This is a genomic window from Cellvibrio sp. ARAG 10.3 (genome assembly GCF_051846955.1).
Lineage (GTDB): Bacteria > Pseudomonadota > Gammaproteobacteria > Pseudomonadales > Cellvibrionaceae > Cellvibrio.
Genome location: NZ_JBPYCU010000004.1, coordinates 167,745 through 184,961 on the forward strand (window position 1 = coordinate 167,745; position 17,217 = coordinate 184,961).

General features: G+C 53.0%; 12 protein-coding genes. 2 read left to right on the forward strand and 10 right to left on the reverse strand.

Going from position 1 to position 17,217, the window contains the following annotated elements; all coding sequences use genetic code 11:
* Nucleotides 1-71: 71 nt before the first annotated feature.
* From ACSV5M_RS07200 to ACSV5M_RS07210, 3 genes are all read right to left on the reverse strand, one after another.
* Nucleotides 72-3,584, reverse strand: a complete 3,513-nt coding sequence (locus ACSV5M_RS07200; protein WP_439174999.1) for a ThuA domain-containing protein — start codon at nt 3,582-3,584, stop codon at nt 72-74.
* A gap of 384 nt (nt 3,585-3,968) precedes the next feature.
* Nucleotides 3,969-6,194: a response regulator gene (locus tag ACSV5M_RS07205; RefSeq protein ID WP_439175000.1), complete on the reverse strand. Its 2,226-nt coding sequence runs from the start codon at nt 6,192-6,194 to the stop codon at nt 3,969-3,971.
* Nucleotides 6,195-6,240: 46 nt separating this feature from the next.
* Nucleotides 6,241-6,441, reverse strand: a complete 201-nt coding sequence (locus tag ACSV5M_RS07210) for a DUF2788 domain-containing protein (RefSeq protein WP_087466043.1) — start codon at nt 6,439-6,441, stop codon at nt 6,241-6,243.
* Between the two features lie 235 nt (nt 6,442-6,676).
* Between ACSV5M_RS07210 and ACSV5M_RS07215 the strand changes: the two genes are divergently transcribed.
* On the forward strand, nt 6,677-7,009 hold the full coding sequence (locus ACSV5M_RS07215; protein ID WP_439175002.1) for a hypothetical protein: 333 nt from the start codon (nt 6,677-6,679) through the stop codon (nt 7,007-7,009).
* A 53-nt stretch (nt 7,010-7,062) separates the two neighbouring features.
* Here ACSV5M_RS07215 and ACSV5M_RS07220 read toward each other — a convergent pair whose 3' ends face one another.
* Together ACSV5M_RS07220 and ACSV5M_RS07225 are read right to left on the reverse strand one after the other, a co-directional pair.
* Nucleotides 7,063-8,004 carry an electron transfer flavoprotein subunit alpha/FixB family protein gene (locus ACSV5M_RS07220; RefSeq protein ID WP_439175251.1) on the reverse strand — a complete coding sequence of 314 codons (942 nt, stop codon included), beginning with the start codon at nt 8,002-8,004 and terminating at the stop codon, nt 7,063-7,065.
* A gap of 8 nt (nt 8,005-8,012) precedes the next feature.
* The gene (locus ACSV5M_RS07225; protein ID WP_439175004.1) at nt 8,013-8,759 is read right to left on the reverse strand and encodes an electron transfer flavoprotein subunit beta/FixA family protein; all 747 of its coding nucleotides are present in this window, start codon (nt 8,757-8,759) and stop codon (nt 8,013-8,015) included.
* A 316-nt stretch (nt 8,760-9,075) separates the two neighbouring features.
* On the opposite strand from ACSV5M_RS07225, the gene ACSV5M_RS07230 reads away from it, so the two are divergent.
* Nucleotides 9,076-9,945 (forward strand): hypothetical protein, encoded by an 870-nt coding sequence (locus ACSV5M_RS07230; protein ID WP_439175005.1) that lies wholly within the window; start codon nt 9,076-9,078, stop codon nt 9,943-9,945.
* Between the two features lie 26 nt (nt 9,946-9,971).
* Here ACSV5M_RS07230 and ACSV5M_RS07235 read toward each other — a convergent pair whose 3' ends face one another.
* From ACSV5M_RS07235 to ACSV5M_RS07255, 5 genes are all read right to left on the reverse strand, one after another.
* Nucleotides 9,972-11,381 (reverse strand): efflux transporter outer membrane subunit, encoded by a 1,410-nt coding sequence (locus ACSV5M_RS07235; RefSeq protein ID WP_439175006.1) that lies wholly within the window; start codon nt 11,379-11,381, stop codon nt 9,972-9,974.
* Nucleotides 11,382-11,386: 5 nt separating this feature from the next.
* Nucleotides 11,387-13,339: a MacB family efflux pump subunit gene (locus ACSV5M_RS07240; protein WP_439175008.1), complete on the reverse strand. Its 1,953-nt coding sequence runs from the start codon at nt 13,337-13,339 to the stop codon at nt 11,387-11,389.
* The gene (locus ACSV5M_RS07245; RefSeq protein ID WP_439175010.1) at nt 13,339-14,622 is read right to left on the reverse strand and encodes an efflux RND transporter periplasmic adaptor subunit; all 1,284 of its coding nucleotides are present in this window, start codon (nt 14,620-14,622) and stop codon (nt 13,339-13,341) included. The genes ACSV5M_RS07240 and ACSV5M_RS07245 overlap by 1 nt, the downstream gene beginning before the upstream one ends.
* Before the next feature lie 35 nt (nt 14,623-14,657).
* Nucleotides 14,658-16,169: a sulfite reductase subunit alpha gene (locus ACSV5M_RS07250; RefSeq protein WP_439175011.1), complete on the reverse strand. Its 1,512-nt coding sequence runs from the start codon at nt 16,167-16,169 to the stop codon at nt 14,658-14,660.
* Nucleotides 16,170-16,335: 166 nt separating this feature from the next.
* Nucleotides 16,336-17,163 carry a DUF4198 domain-containing protein gene (locus tag ACSV5M_RS07255; RefSeq protein ID WP_439175012.1) on the reverse strand — a complete coding sequence of 276 codons (828 nt, stop codon included), beginning with the start codon at nt 17,161-17,163 and terminating at the stop codon, nt 16,336-16,338.
* Between the last annotated feature and the right edge of the window lie 54 nt (nt 17,164-17,217).

A 17,217-nucleotide genomic window follows, 5' to 3' on the forward strand; every position in this document is an offset into this window, starting at 1 on the left:
TCGAAACAGAGGCCCTAACGCCAAACTTGCATTGTGCCAACGTCACCTTTTTATATTTCGCAATACTTTTGTTATTGATAAAACGAAATATCCAGTAAATGCAATTCACTGTTGGCTTTATCAACCGCACGCACGGCCAGGTAAAGTTTATGTCGGCCAACACTTTCCGTCATTTTTAACACATCCCTGCCATAGGTGTCGATCATTGTTTCTGTACCCACACCAGCAGCGACAACGCGTCCGTCTGGCTGGTCTATGCGTAATTCATAAGCCCACTTGGCAGGATTTTTGATAATCCAGCGACCGAGTTGAATGGACTTGACGCTGCGTAAATCAAATTCACCCAAGGGAGCAACACGCCAGGTGTCACTACCGGCGTCGGTAGTGAGTGTATTCAGTTGATAATAACTGCCGAGTTTAAAATCATCCGGCGCGGTGGTTTTGGTGAACAGATCCGGTAGCAGGAAGCGCGGGACAATCAGACGCAGGTTTTTATTGACCGTGATAGGACCGATAACCTCGCCGCCTTTGTCTGTATAAGAGACAGATAAGGTGTATGCCTGGCCGAACATCGCTCTTTCTTCGCCACTCAAATCTTTGGTGCGGTTAAAGATATCTTGCGTCAGCTTGTGGTCGCGCAACGCCAGCTTACCGGTCAGCGGCAGGCTTTCTGTCTGGGCAGACTGCGCGTGAGACAACACATAAGTCGCAAGCGCTGTGCGGTCCGCTTCATTCAAATGCGCAAACGACGGCATAGCAGTTTCACCCCAGGCGCCTGCACCGCCATCAGAAATTTTCTTGACCAGATACGCCAGGCCTTCCGGATCTTTTTGATAGCGTTCGGCCACTGCCGTGAAAGACGGGCCCACAGAGGGTGCGTCAACTTGATGGCAAGCCGCACAGGAATTGGCTTCAACCAGATCCTTGCCGATCACATTGGCGCTGGCTGTTTGATGGCCTGCGGATGCCGCCTGCTCTTGCGCGCCACCAAAACTGAGCTGAACAATAGCGTTGCCGGTATTCCCCTCTTGCGCGGTGATCTTGCCATCCTCTTTGTCCGAGATCTCTATGCGGTAACCCACTGAGCGGGTTCCCGGCCAATAGAAAGAGCTGTTGCCGTCCAGCTCGATGTTGATATCCGCCGGCGCATTTCCTACGTCAATTTGTGTTTCTGTGGTCGCACTGCTGCCATGGGAATCCGTCGCCGTCAGTTTCACCAGGTAACTGCCGGCATTGGCGAAGCTGAGTGCTACGGTTTCACCATCGCCCAAGGTTTGGCGTGTAGCGGAATTGCCGACCAGCTCGGACGTCCAGCTGAAGCTGAGCGTATCGCCATCCAGATCCACACTCTGCGCAGCGGATGCGGTTGTCGCCAGCGGCGCGGCGCCTTGTGCGGGATCAAGGGAAATAACCGGGCTGGGCGGACGATTGCCCGGGCCGACATATTCTATACGCGCCAAGCCTGAATCGGGGTTACCGGTAAACCAGGCGGTGCCGTACTCCAGCACATATAAACTGCCATCGGGCGCGAAGCGCGCGGCAATCGGCAAGGTGTACTCGATTTGCGGTGCAAAGGGTTCAATCTTTTCAATGCGCCCAAGATCATCGAAGCTGACAACTTTTACCCAATTGCGCATGAAATCCAGCATGAATAATTTGTTGTCGTAATATTCCGGATAGCGATGGGTACCCGCAGGATAATCTTTGGAGCGGTAAACATCCGCGACCAGCGCCGTGCGACCGCCGCTGCCGAGCTCAGGAAAGGTTTCAGAATTGGTATAGGGATACCAGACCAGTGCAGGCTGGGCCGGCGGCAATTGTTTGGCGCCGGTATTGCGCGGTGAGTTATTCATCGGCGCCAATGGGTTGTACATGCGGCCGGATGTTTCAGTTGCGAAGTCATATTCAAGGTATGGCTGATTGTTGCCGATGATCAACGGCCAACCAAAATTCCCCGCTTCCGTTACGCGGTTGATTTCGTCATAAGCACGGGTGCCCTGCTTGTCCGACGCTACACCGGCATCTGGCCCCACATCACCGAAGTACAGTGTTTCAGTGTCTTTATCAAAGGTCACCGTGAACGGATTGCGCGCGCCCATCACATAAATTTCCGGGCGGCCTTCTTTTCCGTCGGCAAATAAATTGCCGGTGGGAATTTTATAGCTGCCGTCATCCTGGGGAAGAATACGCAGGATTTTGCCGCGCAAATCCTGGGTATTACCCGCACCGCGCAATGCATCAAAGTGTTTACGGTCCTCGCGCATATCGATGGGCGCATAACCGTTTTGTTCGTGGGGGTTGGTGTTATCACCCGTCGAGAAAAAGACTTCTCCGTTGTTACCAAAAGCAATGTCACCACCGGTATGACAACAGGTTTCGTCAATGCGATATTCCAGCAACAGCTGTTCTGATGCGGCGTTGATCTGGTTGTCCTGCCATTTAAAACGCGCCAGCCGTTGCCAATAACTGCCGTCTTCTTTACGCGCGTTGTAGCCCACATAAATCCAGGAAGATTGGGCAAAATCCGGCGGAATGCCAACGCCGATCAAGCCCCATTCCATATAGCCGTGGTAGGCAACGGTTATGCTGCCGGCATCGCGGGTTTCACCGGTTTTGTAGTCAACCAGCTTGAAGGTGCCGGGCCGCTCGACAATCAGCGCATCGCCGTTGGCAAAAAAATCAAAACCCATCGGCTCATTAAGATTTTGCACCAGCGTCTTTTTAATAAAACGATTGTGTTCCGGGCGTGCGCGGCTGTAATCCAGTTTGGGTTTTCCACCCACCGCATATTTCAAACCACCCAATAAGTGATCAAGGAAACGGGGATTGGAAAACACTTCGGCGGTATGGCCCATACCGGTATAAAAAGAACGGCCGCCATCGTAATCGTGGTACCAGGCAATAGGATGATATTCGCCGTGCAGGCCACCGATATAGGTACTTTCATCCAGCATCAGCAAATCTTTTTTGAGCGGATACTGGTCGCGGTAATCGTACCATTCATCCACCATGCTGAAGGTTTCAGGTAAGGATTCGGTAGCGGGATGTTGGTGCGCGGTGACATTTAATTGAGCGCGCTGGACATTGCTCGGATTGCCCGGATGGCTCCTGAACACAGCACCGACCAGGTTACGATACCAATGCCAGTCGCCTTCCCACTCGGTGTCTGCCGCTGCGTGAATACCGACAAAACCACCGCCCGCCTGGATAAAACGCTCCATCGCCATTTCCTGGTCTTCATTCAGCACATCCAGCGTGGTGTTTAAGAAAACCAGGGCGTTATAGGTCGATAATTCCGCGTCGGTAAATAAACTGGAATCCTCGGTAGCGACGACGGTAAAGCCGTGATCTGTTCCCAATTTTTCCAGCGCGGCAATGCCCGCCGGAATGGAGTCGTGGCGCCACCCGCTGGTTTTGGAAAAGACCAATACCCGTGCCCCCTGAATGTCCTGCGTAAAGCTTGCGTCTTGTATGTCCGTAGTGGCCGGACGCTCGTCATCAACCTTGCCGCAGGCAACCAATAGCGAACAGGCTACAACGCCCGAGACAAGGGAAAGCGTGATTTTTTTTACGAGGCTATGCATGGGGCACCTATATCATGATCGTGGAAGTACCGCTAACGGGCGTACTCATCATAGGAACTGGGGTTTAGAAAAAGTGGTTGTTCATTATGTTATGGATGTACTGCTGAACGCCGTATCACCGCATTGCACCCTGGCTGACAAGCTCACCGCCATTGGTTTTTATTACAGAAACAGCAGCAAGGCAAGGCTGGAGATGGGCTGGAGTGTAGCAGTGCTCCCCCCCGAACGCATCCCGATTTACATTTGTAAACAATGACTATAAGTATCAAAAATCCGGTCCTGACGGACGGAAATCGCTCCCGGTTTCCAGGATACCGGTGATATAAACTGATTTTTTACAGGTAAATTGACGCGCAATAGATGGCAAGAACTGTCAGCAGCGTGTCAGGTTCGGGGAGGCTCGCCGTTCTCACTCAGCCAACGTTGCAGGCGAAGTTCAAGTTCGTCATAGCGAATCGGCTTAACGATGTGATCATCCATTCCCGCTGCCAGACAGTTGCTTTGATCCTGCTCATTAGCTGAAGCTACCACCGCAATGATCGGCAAATGGCGGCTGGTATTGTGAGCTTTTTCCGTCGCACGGATTTTTTGCGCGGCAAGCAGGCTGTCCTGCTCCTGCATATCGTAATCCATCAGCACCATATCAAACTTTTCTTTCTCCAGGATCTCCACCGCTTCTGAGCCGGTGGTGGCCAATTGCACGAAGCAGTTAAGTTTTTTCAGCATGGCCGAGATCACCATCTGATCGACGCGGTGATCATCAACCAACAGGATTTTTTTGGTCGCAGGTGGCGGTGTGTTCTCCTTGTTATTGCCGGAGACTTCCGGTGTAACCTCTGGCGCCTCCAGGAGTTTTTGTACAGCCACTTCATACAAACGCCGGCGCATGATCGGTTTTTCAATACAGGATATTTGCGGGTAGTTGGCCAGGTGCGCTTTCACTTCCGCCGTATCACTTTGCAGAATGCTCATCGCCAGGATCTGTTTGACAGCGGCAAATTGCGGATTGGCCGCCACATCCCGGGAAAGCACCAGCGCGTTCATGTTATTCAGGCGGCTGTATATCAAGAGGAGGTCGACCGGCCTGGAGGTGATCAACGCCTTCAATTTTTCCAGCGCCTGGTCGTAGCCATTCACGGTTGTCGCTGTCATACCCCAGGTTGTCAATTCATCAACCAGAGCGATAGCGGTGCTCTCTGGCAAGTCCACCAGCAACGCGTGTTTGCCGCGTAGCTTTTGTTCGGAACCGAAACGTTTTTCTTCGTGGGAGACCACTTCCAGTTTCACATTGATAAAAATTCGCTTGCCCCGCTCGCGAGTTGCCATCACATGCACACTGCCCCCCATACAGGCAGCCAATCCTTTACAAATAGAAATCCCGATACCGGTATGTTGGTCATCTGCTTCCGGCAACGCACTGCGTTCGGCTTCTGAGCGCGAGGTACTTTTTTCGCTATCGCTGATGATGATTTGTAACTCACCCACGTCGTCCTGATCCGTATCCTGATTAAACCGGGCTTCAATAAACACGTGGTCGATGGCCGCGGTTTTAAGCGCGTGATTCAATAAGGTGCTGAAGATTTGCCCCAACCGAACAGCGTCGCCTTTTACGCGCAAAGGCATTTGCGGATCAAACAGATAATAGAGCTCTACACCCTGTTGATGCGCATCCAGGGAAAAATCCTCGACCAGTTTTTCCAGGGTACGGCGCAGATCAAAGATGCTCTCTTCCAGGCGCAGGTTTTTGGTGGTGATCTTGGAAAAATCCACCACGTTGTTCACCAGATCCAACTGGCGTTCGCCGGCTTTACTCGCCATGGTAAGCAGTTCGCGTTGTTTTTCGGACAGTTGATCGCTATCGATCAGCGTCAAGGTGCCGAGGATGTCACTGAGCGATGAACGGAATTCGTGGCCAAGGTTAACCAGAAATTCATTTTTCAATTCGATAGCGGCCTGGGAATTGCGCTGTTCGTGTTCCAGTCCTTTCGCCCGCTCACGCAATGCATAGTTGGCTTCGAGCCGTTCCCAATACGAAAACGAGGTGACCTTGGCCTGGTGGCTGAGCATGATAAAAAACACCAGCATGATCGAACCGTATAAATAGCCATCCACATCACCCAGCAGGATCGCGGTAATAGCCGCCGGCACCTGGCCGATAAATAAATAGAGTGTCAGGAAGTGGCGATACGGAGCAAATACATTCGATACACTTGAATAAAACACCACTGAATACAACCACATCACCAGGGTTTCATCGCGCATGCCCTGCACCCAGGTCAAGCTGACCAGGATAATGCTCCACCAGGCCGCCCCAAGACAGGAGGCTATGAAATATTGGTTGCGCCAGCGCGTTGGTGCGCGAGCATAAAGCACATCAAAACGAAACAGGTAATAACTGCGCAGCAAGGTGACCACGAGCAAACCGGTTACCAATACCACCGCCAGGTTATGTTCCCGGTCAATAAAGTCACCAAAGGCGAGACACAACACGAACACTAAAAAGTTGAGCACCAGGCCACGCCGGCTGTATTTGGCCACCCGAGCATCCGTGTCGCGCATAATCTGCCGGTCTTTCTGGACTTTGGAGGTGGGAACAAAGAAATGAAACATGCGGTTGAGGCCCCTATCTAATTGATGCGCTCTGGTTGATATGTTGTTATTTTTCGAGCATTTCCACTAACACGGTCTTGATGATGAAACCCAGTAAACCCAAGCCCAGCGCCAGGAAGAGGATGAAGGTACCAAACTTGCCTGCTTTTGATTTTCGCGCCAGGTCCCACACAATAAACACCATAAATGCAATCAACCCACCCACACCAATATAAAGTGACCAGGTTTCAAATTGCTCAACTGTCATATCCACACCACATCAGAGGCTTATGATTCGGAGCGCTGCAATCAACGCCATTGCGAAATGGGTCGCATTGTATCCAAAATCAAAAGTCACTTATACCCCGGTGATTTTTTATGCCTTTATTCCCACCAATGACAGGTATAGACTCTATTCCGGTGGTAGAAAGCGTAGTGAGTTATCGGCAACATACCCACCAACGATTCTCATCCGTTATTTTTATTAGTATAGGGATACCATCATGAAGACGATTCATTTTTTTGCAGCTTTAGTTGTTGTCCTTGGGTTAATGAGCGGTTGCTCCAAAGAAGAGGTTCAAAACACCACCGATGCGGTGAAGGAATCCGCCGCTGAGATGCAGGATGCAGCTGAAGACACACTGGAAAAAGCCGGTGATACAGTGGAACACGTGACAGAAGCTACCGCTGAAACGGCAGAAGAGTGGGCCGACAAGGCAGCCGCTGCCGCTGAAAAAACCGGTGAAGCGATAAAAGATGGTTACGAAAATACCGTAGACGCGATGGATGATGCGGCGGAAACCACGGAAGAAAAAGCTGAAGAGATAGTTGAGTAAGTTTTACAACCGGTGGGCGGTCTGACCACCCACCGGTGCAGCAGGGCAAAACTTTATAATTTGTCGATCATTTCCGGCAACACGTCAAACAAATCCCCCACTAACCCGTAATCTGCTACCTGAAAAATCGGCGCATCCTCATCGTTGTTGATGGCGACAATGACTCTGGAATCTTTCATGCCCGCCAGGTGTTGCACTGCCCCTGAAATCCCCACGGCAATATACAGTTCCGGCGCCACTACCTTGCCGGTCTGCCCAACCTGCATATCATTGGCCACAAAGCCGGCGTCCACGGCGGCGCGGGACGCACCCACAGCAGCGTGAAGTTTGTCGGCTAATCGATACACCAAATTAAAATTTTCCCCGGACTTAAGGCCTCGGCCACCGGCAACCACTACGCGCGCGGCGGTCAGTTCAGGGCGTTCACTGACCGCCAGTTGCTGGTCCACCAACTGGCTGAGTTGTTGGGGCGGCGGACCTGCTATTTGCCGGATAGCAGCGTTGCCGCCGGTTTGCTCTGCAGCCGGAAACGCACTGGTGCGAATGGTCAACAATTTAAGCGCGTCATCGCTGACGACGGTGGCCAATGCGCTGCCGGCATAGACCGGGCGAACGAATGTATCGGGCGCGATAATAGCCATCACCTCGCTGATAGCTTGCACATCCAGCAGCGCCGCCGCCCGAGGCAAAAGATTTTTACCTGCCGTGGAAGCGGCAGTCATGATGTGGCTGTAAGTCGGCGCAAGGGCAACCACAATCGGGGTGATGCTTTCAGCCAACTGGTGTTCACAAACGGGATCGTCCACCAGCAGGACATTGTCGACACCTGTGGTGTGCGCGAGTGACTGGGCCAATCCATCACAACGATAACCGGCCAGCAGGACATCAAGATGAACCTTACCGACATGGCGCAGTTGATTCGCCGCGCCCACAACTTTGTATGTTGCGGGATGAATGCTGTGGTTGTCGTGGTCAGCGATCACCAATATGTTGATGTTATCCATTAAATTAACTGCGCCTCCCGCAACCTGGCCAACAATGCCTCAACATCTTTTACCTTTTCACCGGCCTGCCGGGAGGGCGGCAATTCGAGCTTGAGCGTGCGTACCCGGGGTGTGATATCCACGGCCAGTTCCTCAGGTGTCATTGTTGCCAGGGGTTTCTGGCGGGCTTTCATTATGTTGGGCAAGGTGGGATAACGGGGTTGGTTGAGACGCAGGTCGGTCGTGACGACGGCAGGGAGGCGCAGCAACAAGGTTTGCAAACCGCCATCAATCTCGCGGGTTACCCTGGCTTTATCGCCTTCGATAACCAGGCGTGACGCAAAGGTACCTTGCGCATACCCGCATAAGGCCGCCAGCATTTGACCGGTCTGGTTGTTGTCGCCGTCGATAGATTGCTTGCCCAGCAGAATCAGGCCGGGCTGCTCGCGCTCAACCAGCTTATGCAGGCAACGCGCGACGGGCAGGGGTTGCAGGTCGGCGGTTGTTTTCACCAGGATCGCACGATCTGCGCCCAAGGCCAGCGCGGCACGCAATTGTTCCTGCGCCGTGTCGGCGCCGATGGACACTACAACGACTTCGGTAGCAATACCCTGCTCTTTCAGTCGTACGGCTTCTTCAACGGCAATTTCACAGAAGGGATTTATCGCCATCTTGGCACCGGCAATGTCCATTGCTGTCGCCTGGCTGTTGGGGCGAACACGGACACTGTGGTCCACCACCCGTTTAATCGCGACCAGTATTTTCATAAAACGTCTTTCCTTGGGAGTGATGTTGTTCAAAGCGTGAGCACTTTATTGTGGATCGCCACACAAACCCCAAAAAGCACAGTTCATCTGCTTTGGCTGCTGACTATAAAATGCCTTGACGCCAAAAAACAATCGGGACGCACAGTATTTACTGACGAAGTCGCCCGGCACGCAATAACAATAACGGGCGACAAGCGGCCCCCGACAAGAATTTGTTAAGGGGTGGATTGCGCCGGCCAGATTGCTACAGCACACTGGCGCGCCCGCTTACCTGGCCTTACCTGTTTTACTCCCTGAAACCCAATTCGGATCAATCATGCGTATTACCAAAATCGCGCTCGTTGCTGTGCTCAGTTTTATGTTGTCTGCCTGTGTCACCTCGCTGGTATTGGGCAATGCCCAAAGCAAATTAATGTGGGCCATGCTCAAACCCCTGGTGGGTTTTGACCCCAATGAGGTCAACCTGTTTGAGCAACCGATGATCAAGAATCGCATGGTGAAATTACTCGGCCCACATTACGACCCCACCATGAAACTCTTACGCACGGCCAATGAAATCCGGCAGGAAGGCGCGCTGTTTTATGTGGTTTCCCGTTACACTCCGCTGCCCGGTATTGCCAAACAATCCGCCGAAAAAGCCGGTTTTGTCTGGAATGCGGACACCAACCAGATGGCGGTGATGCTGGTAACCGGCGGCGCCCCGACAGTGATCGCCGAACAGGTGGAAAATGCCAAGATGGCGATCATGCCGACCTGGCCATCAGAATTGCAGGCCGTGATTGATGGTGCCGAAGCCACGCAAAAAGCACTGCAGGACGCTGTGGTTGATAAGACCACTGAAATGGTGGGCGAGACCTTGGGGCTGGATGGCGATCAGCCTTTGTTGGAACAAGTGATCGAAAGCGGTTTATCCGGTGAATCAGTTGGTGATGCGATGCAACAACATATCCAAAAATCCAGCGATAAAGCCATCGATAAAACCATCAAAGATACCACCGCTCCTGCGCGGAAAACCCTTGAGCAGCACTTACCCGAATCCGTGACCGAACCGCTGCAAGATATTGAAGATACCCGCAATGCGATTTCCGAAAAGATGGAACAGGAAACCGGGCAGTTTGAACAGATGGAAGATCTTATTAAGGAATGGGAAAAATTGCCGCAGGAAGACGATCAGCCCACCCCCTAATGGTTAATGGTGGCTTGGCGAAAGATTTAATCATCCGGTAGCCAGCCACCACCCAAGGCTTTATACAAATCCACCGCAGCCGTTAAACGCGCCTGGCGTTGCTGGGCCAATTGATCCTGCGCCTGAAACAAACTGCGTTGCGCATCAAGCAAAGCCAGAAGGTCATCGCTGCCTTCGCGATAACGCACTTCCGTCAGGCGCAGCGTACGTTGCGCCTGGGTAACAATGTCCGTCTGACGCTGTTCCTGTTCTGCATTTACGGCGGTGCGATCAAGCGCATCGTCCACTTCCTGCAAAGCGGTGTAGATGGACTTGCGATATTGTTCAAGCAAGCTGATGCGTTGCGACTCGCTGAGTTTGACCTGATTGCGCAGGCGACCGCCATCGAACAAGGTCTGCACGAGGGACAGGCTCCAGCCCACCGAATCGCTCGCACTACCTAATGAAAATAAAGCTGCAGTTGCTTTACCGGCGGATGCACTTAATTGCACAGCGGGCAAGAGTGCGGCGCGCGCGGCGGCAACATCCGCATCGGCTGCCTGCAGTTGTGCTTCCGCACTGGCCAGATCCGGGCGGCGGGTAATGATATCTGCCGGTACGCCAGCGTTAATATCCGGCAGCACGATGTCCATGATCGACTCGTCCGTCAGGACAAAATGTTGCGGCACACGACCGATCAATACCGCCAGGGCAGCGCGCGTTTGCCGTCCCTGCAATTCCAAAGGCGGCAAAGCGGCAGATTGGTTCAGCAGATTGGTGCGCTGACGTGCCAGGTCCGCCGCCGTTGCCGCACCATTGCGATAACGCACATCCACAATGTCGTAAACCCGTTGCGCGATACGAATGTTTTCGCGCGCCGTTTCAATGCGCGCCTGCAAGGCCAGCCATTGAAACCAACCACTGGCCACCGCACCGGTTAAACTCAAACGTGCAGACTCATAATCAAATTCACTGGCTTTAAATGATGCTTCCGCCGCAGCGATATTGGCGGAAACACGCCCCCATAAATCTATTTCATAACTGGCACCGAGCGATACGCGACTTGACTCGCCGGTTTGCCAGTCCGCCTCACTGTCGCGACTGCGCGTTGAACCGCTGCTGGCGTTCACGCTCAGCGCAGGAACCAATGACGCGCCGGCAGAATTCATCTGCAATTCCGCCTGGCGCACCCGTTCAACGGCGATACGCAAATCCGGGCTTTGCTGCAAGGCTTCATCAATCAATTGATTCAACTGCGGGGACTGGAAACTGGCCCACCATTCGCGATTAATTTCTGCCTGGTGATTAGTGGGACTGGCAGTTTGCCAGTTTTCAGTGAAAGCAATATCCGGTTGGTCGTGACGGCTGATGGAATGGCACGCTGTCAAGCTGATCAGTATCGGCCACCACAAGAATGACCGATAAAATTGCGAAAATAGTGTTCGTTGCGCAGACATTGTTATTACTCCGTCGCCAAGGCAGTAACAGGGTCAAGGCGGGCCGCCTTGCGCGCCGGCAGGTAACCAAAGATCAAGCCGGTCGCAAAGGCGCAACCGAACGCCAGAATCACCGGCGCAAATGAATAAGAAATGGGTGTACCTAAATAATTAATTAATGCGGCGCTCCCTAAACCCAACACCACACCAATCACACCACCTATCGCCGACACCACTAAAGCCTCAATCAAAAACTGTTGCAGGATATGACGCGTGCGCGCGCCGGTGGCCATGCGAATACCAATTTCCCGCGTGCGTTCCGTGACGCTGACCAGCATGATATTCATCACGCCGATTCCCCCCACCAGCAAAGAAATCGCCGCGATGGAAGCCAGCAAAATAGTCATGGTATTTTGGGTTTCAGACACCGTGTCGATCAGCGATGCCATATTAAAAATCTGGAAATCTTCCGTACCGTGCCGTGCCAGCAAGAGCGCATGTGCGGCTGCCTGAACGTCGGACATCTGTTGTGTATCGGCGACGGCGATAGTGACGTTGCGCAAAAAAATTTGGCCGAAGATGCGCAGGCTGCCGGTGGTGTAAGGGACAAAAACCACATTGTCCTGATCGTCACCGCGCGGCGAAGCACCCTGCTCTGCCATAACACCGATCACCTGGAACAAAATATTGTTGATGATGATGTAATGGCCCAGCGGATCAGCCTGGCCAAATAATTTTTCTGCGACGGATTTGCCGATAACGGCAACCGTGGCGTAGCTTTTTTCATCCTCTTCTGTAAAAAAAGTGCCACTGGCCAGGGTCCAATTGCGCGCAACGGGAAATAAATGCGAGGTCGCATTGATCTCTGCGCTGTGATCTTCTGTTTCGTAGCGCAAGGTATATCCGCCAGTCAGTTCGGGCACCGCCGCCAAAATATTCGGCAAGTTATTCAAGGCATCGACATCGGCCGGCACAAGGGAAGATGTGCTCCATCGCCCTCCGCGTTCGTTTGGACCACCGGGTCGCACCAGCAATAAGTTACTACCCATGGCACTGATGCGATCTACCACTGCCTGTTTGGCGCCGTCGCCGATAGCGAGCATGGTAATAACCGAGGCTACGCCGATTACAATGCCGAGCAAGGTGAGGATCGTGCGGAAGATATTGCCAAACAAGGAACGCAACGCTGTTTTACCGGCAGATAATAATTCGCTGCCTAAACCGGGTTCACCGTGTAATGTTTCTATTGCAGCACCGGTAGCATTTTTCGTTCGCACTGCCGGGCCAGGATCACTAATAATCACACCATCGCGAATCTCAATCAGGCGATGCGCGTGTGCCGCGACGCTGGCGTCATGGGTAATCAAAATAATGGTATGCCCCTGGGCGGACAAGGTTTCCAACAGGGCAATCACATCACTGCCGCTGTGACTGTCGAGAGCGCCCGTGGGCTCATCCGCCAATATGATTTGCCCACCATTCATCAATGCCCGTGCAATAGACACCCGTTGCTGTTGCCCGCCGGACAATTGATTGGGGCGATGGTGCAGGCGTTCACCCAAACCTAAAGAGGTCAGCAACTCCGCTGCACGATGACGACGTGCCTGTGGCGGCAAGCCGGAATAACTCGCTGGCAGTTCGACGTTTTCACACGCGCTGACACCGGGCAGCAGGTTGTAACTTTGAAAGACAAAACCAAAAGCTTCCCGGCGCAAACGCGCCAGGTCATCCCGCTCAAACAGGGACACATCCTGACCATCAAAAAAATACGCACCACTGCTCGGACGATCCAGACAACCGAGAATATTCATCAGCGTGGATTTACCTGAGCCCGACGCGCCCATGATGGCAACAAACTCACCGGGAAAAATTTGCAGGTCAATGCCGTGCAATACCTGCGTGGCAATTTCGCCGTTGCGAAAGGTTTTGGTCACGCCGCACAACTCAATCAACGGCACATCATTGGCAGGCTCGATCATCAGCGCATCATCCTCGGGCCCCAGGGGGGGGCATTATCGGTGGGTGCTTTTGCGGTTTGTTGTGTGCCCGTAATGACGCGCTCACCCTCTTCAAGGCCCGCCAGAATTTCTGCCTGAATACGATTGGTCACGCCGACCTGCACATCACGATCTTCAATGATTCCTTTTGCATTGATTACCTTAACCGTGGCAGCGCGCGGGCCAGACGCCTGGGCCGAGCGCCTTGCCGGACGATTGGGTCGCTCTGCCGCGCGCTCACCCGCCGGTTTACCTTCACGCACCGCCGGTGGCAAACGCGGTGCCGAAAAATTCAGGGCAGACATGGGCACCAGCAACACATCGCGCGCTTCCGCCGCAACGAAAAAAACCTGCGTGGTCATCTGGGTCATCAGCAAACCGTTGGGGTTGGGTACATCAAATAAAGCGTTGTATAACACCACGTTATTGAGCACCGTTGGCGTCGGCTCGATGCGACCCAATTGGCTGTACCAACGCCGCCCTTCACCGCCGAGCGTGGTGAAATACACCTTCATATTATTTTGCAGCTTACTGATGTCCGCTTCCGATACCTGTGCCTGCACGGTCATGGTAGACAAGTCGGCGATGCGCAATAAAGTCGGGGCCATTTGATTGGTGTTCAATGTTTGCCCTTGCCGTGAGGTAATTGACACCACCGTGCCATCCATGGGTGCATAGATGCGCGCGAATTCCAGATTGGCCTCTTCGGCGCGCAGGCTGGATTCGATCTGTTCGATCTGCGCTTGCAGCGCTTCAATTTGCGCCTTGGCCGATTGCAGCGAGGCCTCAGCACTTTGCAGGGCTTCCTGGGTGGTGGCATCTTCTTTTTGCAGATTTTGTTGCCGCGTATAATTCACTTGCGCAAGCTTTAATTGCGCTTCACGATCCAGCAGTTGCGCACGTTGATTGCGCAATTGTGCGCGGGTTGCATCTACCTTGGCGAGATAAACCGTTGCATCGATCTCCGCCAGTAAATCGCCCTGCTTGACCTCGCTGCCGACTTCGACATGCAAGACTTTTAATTGGCCGGATACCTGCGCACCTACATCAACATAATCGCGCGGCTGCAAGGTACCCGTGGCGGTGACCAGGTTTTCAATATCACCGCGCTGGACAACTGCGGTTGCATGCACAACACTTGCCTCCGTATCACGCAGCAACCACCCGATAAGCAATCCGACCACAATGAAAATACTTACCATCAACCACTTTCGTTGGCGCAGGTGTGGAAGCTTTTTAAGGAAACTTTTAAACAAAGCGGGCATACACTCTATCCATTCGGTTAAACATTACGATGTATTTAATAAACGTCGCGGCAATATCGTTCGTCATCAGCCAAGGCTTCGAGCAACTCTTCCCCCAGGATTTCCCTCAAAGCTTCATCCACGCCCTGCGCCATACCTGCCAGGCTGCCGCACACATAAATAGCTGCACCTTCTTCAACCCATTGCCGGATCATCTCAGGTTTTTCCAATAGCAGATGTTGCACGTAACGCGGTGTGTCCTGGTCGCGGGAAAACGCCAGATCAAGGTGCGCAAGAAAGCCCTGCTTTTTCCAGGCAAGAATTTCATCGGCAAAGAAAAAATCATTGGCCAGGGTTCGCTCACCAAAAAGCAACCAGTTGCGTCGATGACCGGCGCGAACACGCGCTCGCAGGTGCGCGCGTAAACCCGCCAGGCCTGTGCCATTTCCCACCAGAATTATTGGACGATCATCGGCGGTCCCATGAAAGCCTTGGTTTACCCGTACCCGTAACGCAATATCATCGCCGGGTTGGGCATAAGCCGTTAACCAGCCGGAACCGAGACCCAGTTTTTGTTCGGGCAACTGCACCTGACGCACGATTAAATCGAGCGTGCCGTCTTCCGGCAATGACGCAATGGAATATTCCCGGTGCGCTAACTCCGGCAATTGATCAAGCAAGGCGTCTATGGATAATGAACGATAATGCTCGAATAATTGTTCGGGCAAACGGCGGCGCATCAGCAGCTGCTCAAGTGACATGCCGGTATCAGCTACTTGAATATGACCGTCGAGTGTTAGTTCGCGCAGGAATTGTCTTACCCGTGTGGGTGGATTGCAGGGACCGATCTCGGCAATATCGCCAGCCTGCCATGTATCCTGCGCAATAATTCCTTGGGCGGGTTGCAGTTGTATGTGAAAGGCGGGATGCTCGGGGCTGTCGGGATTCAAACAGGCGCGCGCGTGCAAGCGCCAGGCTTCGTACCCCGGCTGGCTCCAGTCGGGAAAGTGTGTCTGCCCGCTGAGTTGCCCGAGATAATATTGCCAATGGCGCAATGCACTTTCATCGTGTTTATCTACTTCCACAACATCAAATAGCGAGGTGGCGCCGCGATGATGTAAGCCATGATTCAGTGCATGACCAAAGCCGCAAAAATGGCGGTAGTCGCGATCACCCAGCGCCAGAATGCCAAATTGCAAATGCGCCAGCGCTCCATCCTCTTTTGATAAATAGCGGCGCAGGAATGCAGCACCGGTGTCCGGCGGTTCACCCTCGCCATAGGTGCTGACCACAAACAAGGCGCGATACGTTTGTGCCAGTAGGGCTTCATCTACTTTGTGTAACGACAGCAGCCTGCATGACAATCCGGCCTGTTGCAGTTGTTGCGCACTTTTCTGCGCAAGGTGCTCAGCATTACCGGTTTGACTGGCGTAAGCGATCAGTACCGCGTCTTGCGCCAGCTCGATATGCTTATCTGCTATACGCTCGCGTTGCCGGTACTTTATCCAGCAGATCAAGCAGAATGCGACATAAATCAATATGACTGTAATTGCTGCAAGATAACGCACACTACTTACCTTTTTTGTGCCGGGTTTATGCCAGAGCTTATCACCGGCAAACCGTTTCCCTAATAAAAACCCCGCCATAGCGGCGGGGTTTGCGATGGCCGAGGCCAGTGTAAAAACAATTGCTTACCGAGGAAACGGTTTGCACATTGTTTTAACAATTCACACGCTATTCGGGCAGCACCTCCAGGGTTGCCACGTAAGCACCGCGCCGTTGCTTCGCCGGCTTTTTGCCTTTGTCATCGCTGTATTCGGCGTTTAACCAATACATGCCAGCCTCCGGCCAGGTGATGCTGGCTTTACCTTTCTTATCGGTGACCACTTCAATCGCTGCCTGCTCATTGCGGTAACGCATACCGCCGGGAATAGCGGTTACCTTGGCACCGACTGCCGGCTTGCCATCAATCAGGAAAATAAATTCGGCGGTCTCACCGGCAAACAAATCGTTGGGATGTGTGACCGGTACCATCTCCAATCCCACCTTGGTCGGTTTTAATACGGTGTCACTGGGAGAACCGGCCGTAACGAAGGTTTCGATACGGTGAGACGATTGAGAAATCTGCAAATTTTTAGCTTTTTCGGGTACTTCTTTTTCGAAGCCTTCCGGCGTCGGTGCCACACCGCGCGGTGGCCAGAAACGGCGCTCACCGTCCTCTGTTTCCCAGCGGGCATTCAATCCGCTGCTCGCATAAAACACTTTGTAAGTGCCACCTTGGGAGAGATTCACATCAAATGTGCTACGGTATTTTCCTGTGGCAGCATTGTGCAATTCCACGCTCTTGCCGTCTGGCCCGATAGCCGTTAAACGTTGGTAGCCCAGCGGAACATGATTCACATGGAAAATATCATTGGATACCGCTGCATCAAAGGTGGCCCAGGCATCCTCACCGGACAGTACGGTAGCCGACGGTTTAATCCAGGCGCGGTGGCCGTGGGCCATCATGGAGACAGTCAAACCCAGCGCGAATACAGAAACAAGTTGTGCGATTCTATTCATAAGAAAATTCCTTTACAAAATATCAGTCAATGATTTAGTGGCGGTAGCTAAGAT

Excerpts from the sequence above, each read along its gene's own strand:
- ACSV5M_RS07215 (WP_439175002.1), top strand. The coding sequence starts at position 6,677 with ATGAAGACGATTCATTTTTTTGCAGCTTTAGTTGTTGTCCTTGGGTTA.
- ACSV5M_RS07245 (WP_439175010.1), bottom strand. The coding sequence starts at position 14,622 with ATGCCCGCTTTGTTTAAAAGTTTCCTTAAAAAGCTTCCACACCTGCGC.
- ACSV5M_RS07240 (WP_439175008.1), bottom strand. The coding sequence starts at position 13,339 with ATGATCGAGCCTGCCAATGATGTGCCGTTGATTGAGTTGTGCGGCGTG.
- ACSV5M_RS07200 (WP_439174999.1), bottom strand. The coding sequence starts at position 3,584 with ATGCATAGCCTCGTAAAAAAAATCACGCTTTCCCTTGTCTCGGGCGTT.
- ACSV5M_RS07230 (WP_439175005.1), top strand. The coding sequence starts at position 9,076 with ATGCGTATTACCAAAATCGCGCTCGTTGCTGTGCTCAGTTTTATGTTG.
- ACSV5M_RS07205 (WP_439175000.1), bottom strand. The coding sequence starts at position 6,194 with ATGTTTCATTTCTTTGTTCCCACCTCCAAAGTCCAGAAAGACCGGCAG.
- ACSV5M_RS07225 (WP_439175004.1), bottom strand. The coding sequence starts at position 8,759 with ATGAAAATACTGGTCGCGATTAAACGGGTGGTGGACCACAGTGTCCGT.
- ACSV5M_RS07255 (WP_439175012.1), bottom strand. The coding sequence starts at position 17,163 with ATGAATAGAATCGCACAACTTGTTTCTGTATTCGCGCTGGGTTTGACT.
- ACSV5M_RS07210 (WP_087466043.1), bottom strand. The coding sequence starts at position 6,441 with ATGACAGTTGAGCAATTTGAAACCTGGTCACTTTATATTGGTGTGGGT.
- ACSV5M_RS07235 (WP_439175006.1), bottom strand. The coding sequence starts at position 11,381 with ATGTCTGCGCAACGAACACTATTTTCGCAATTTTATCGGTCATTCTTG.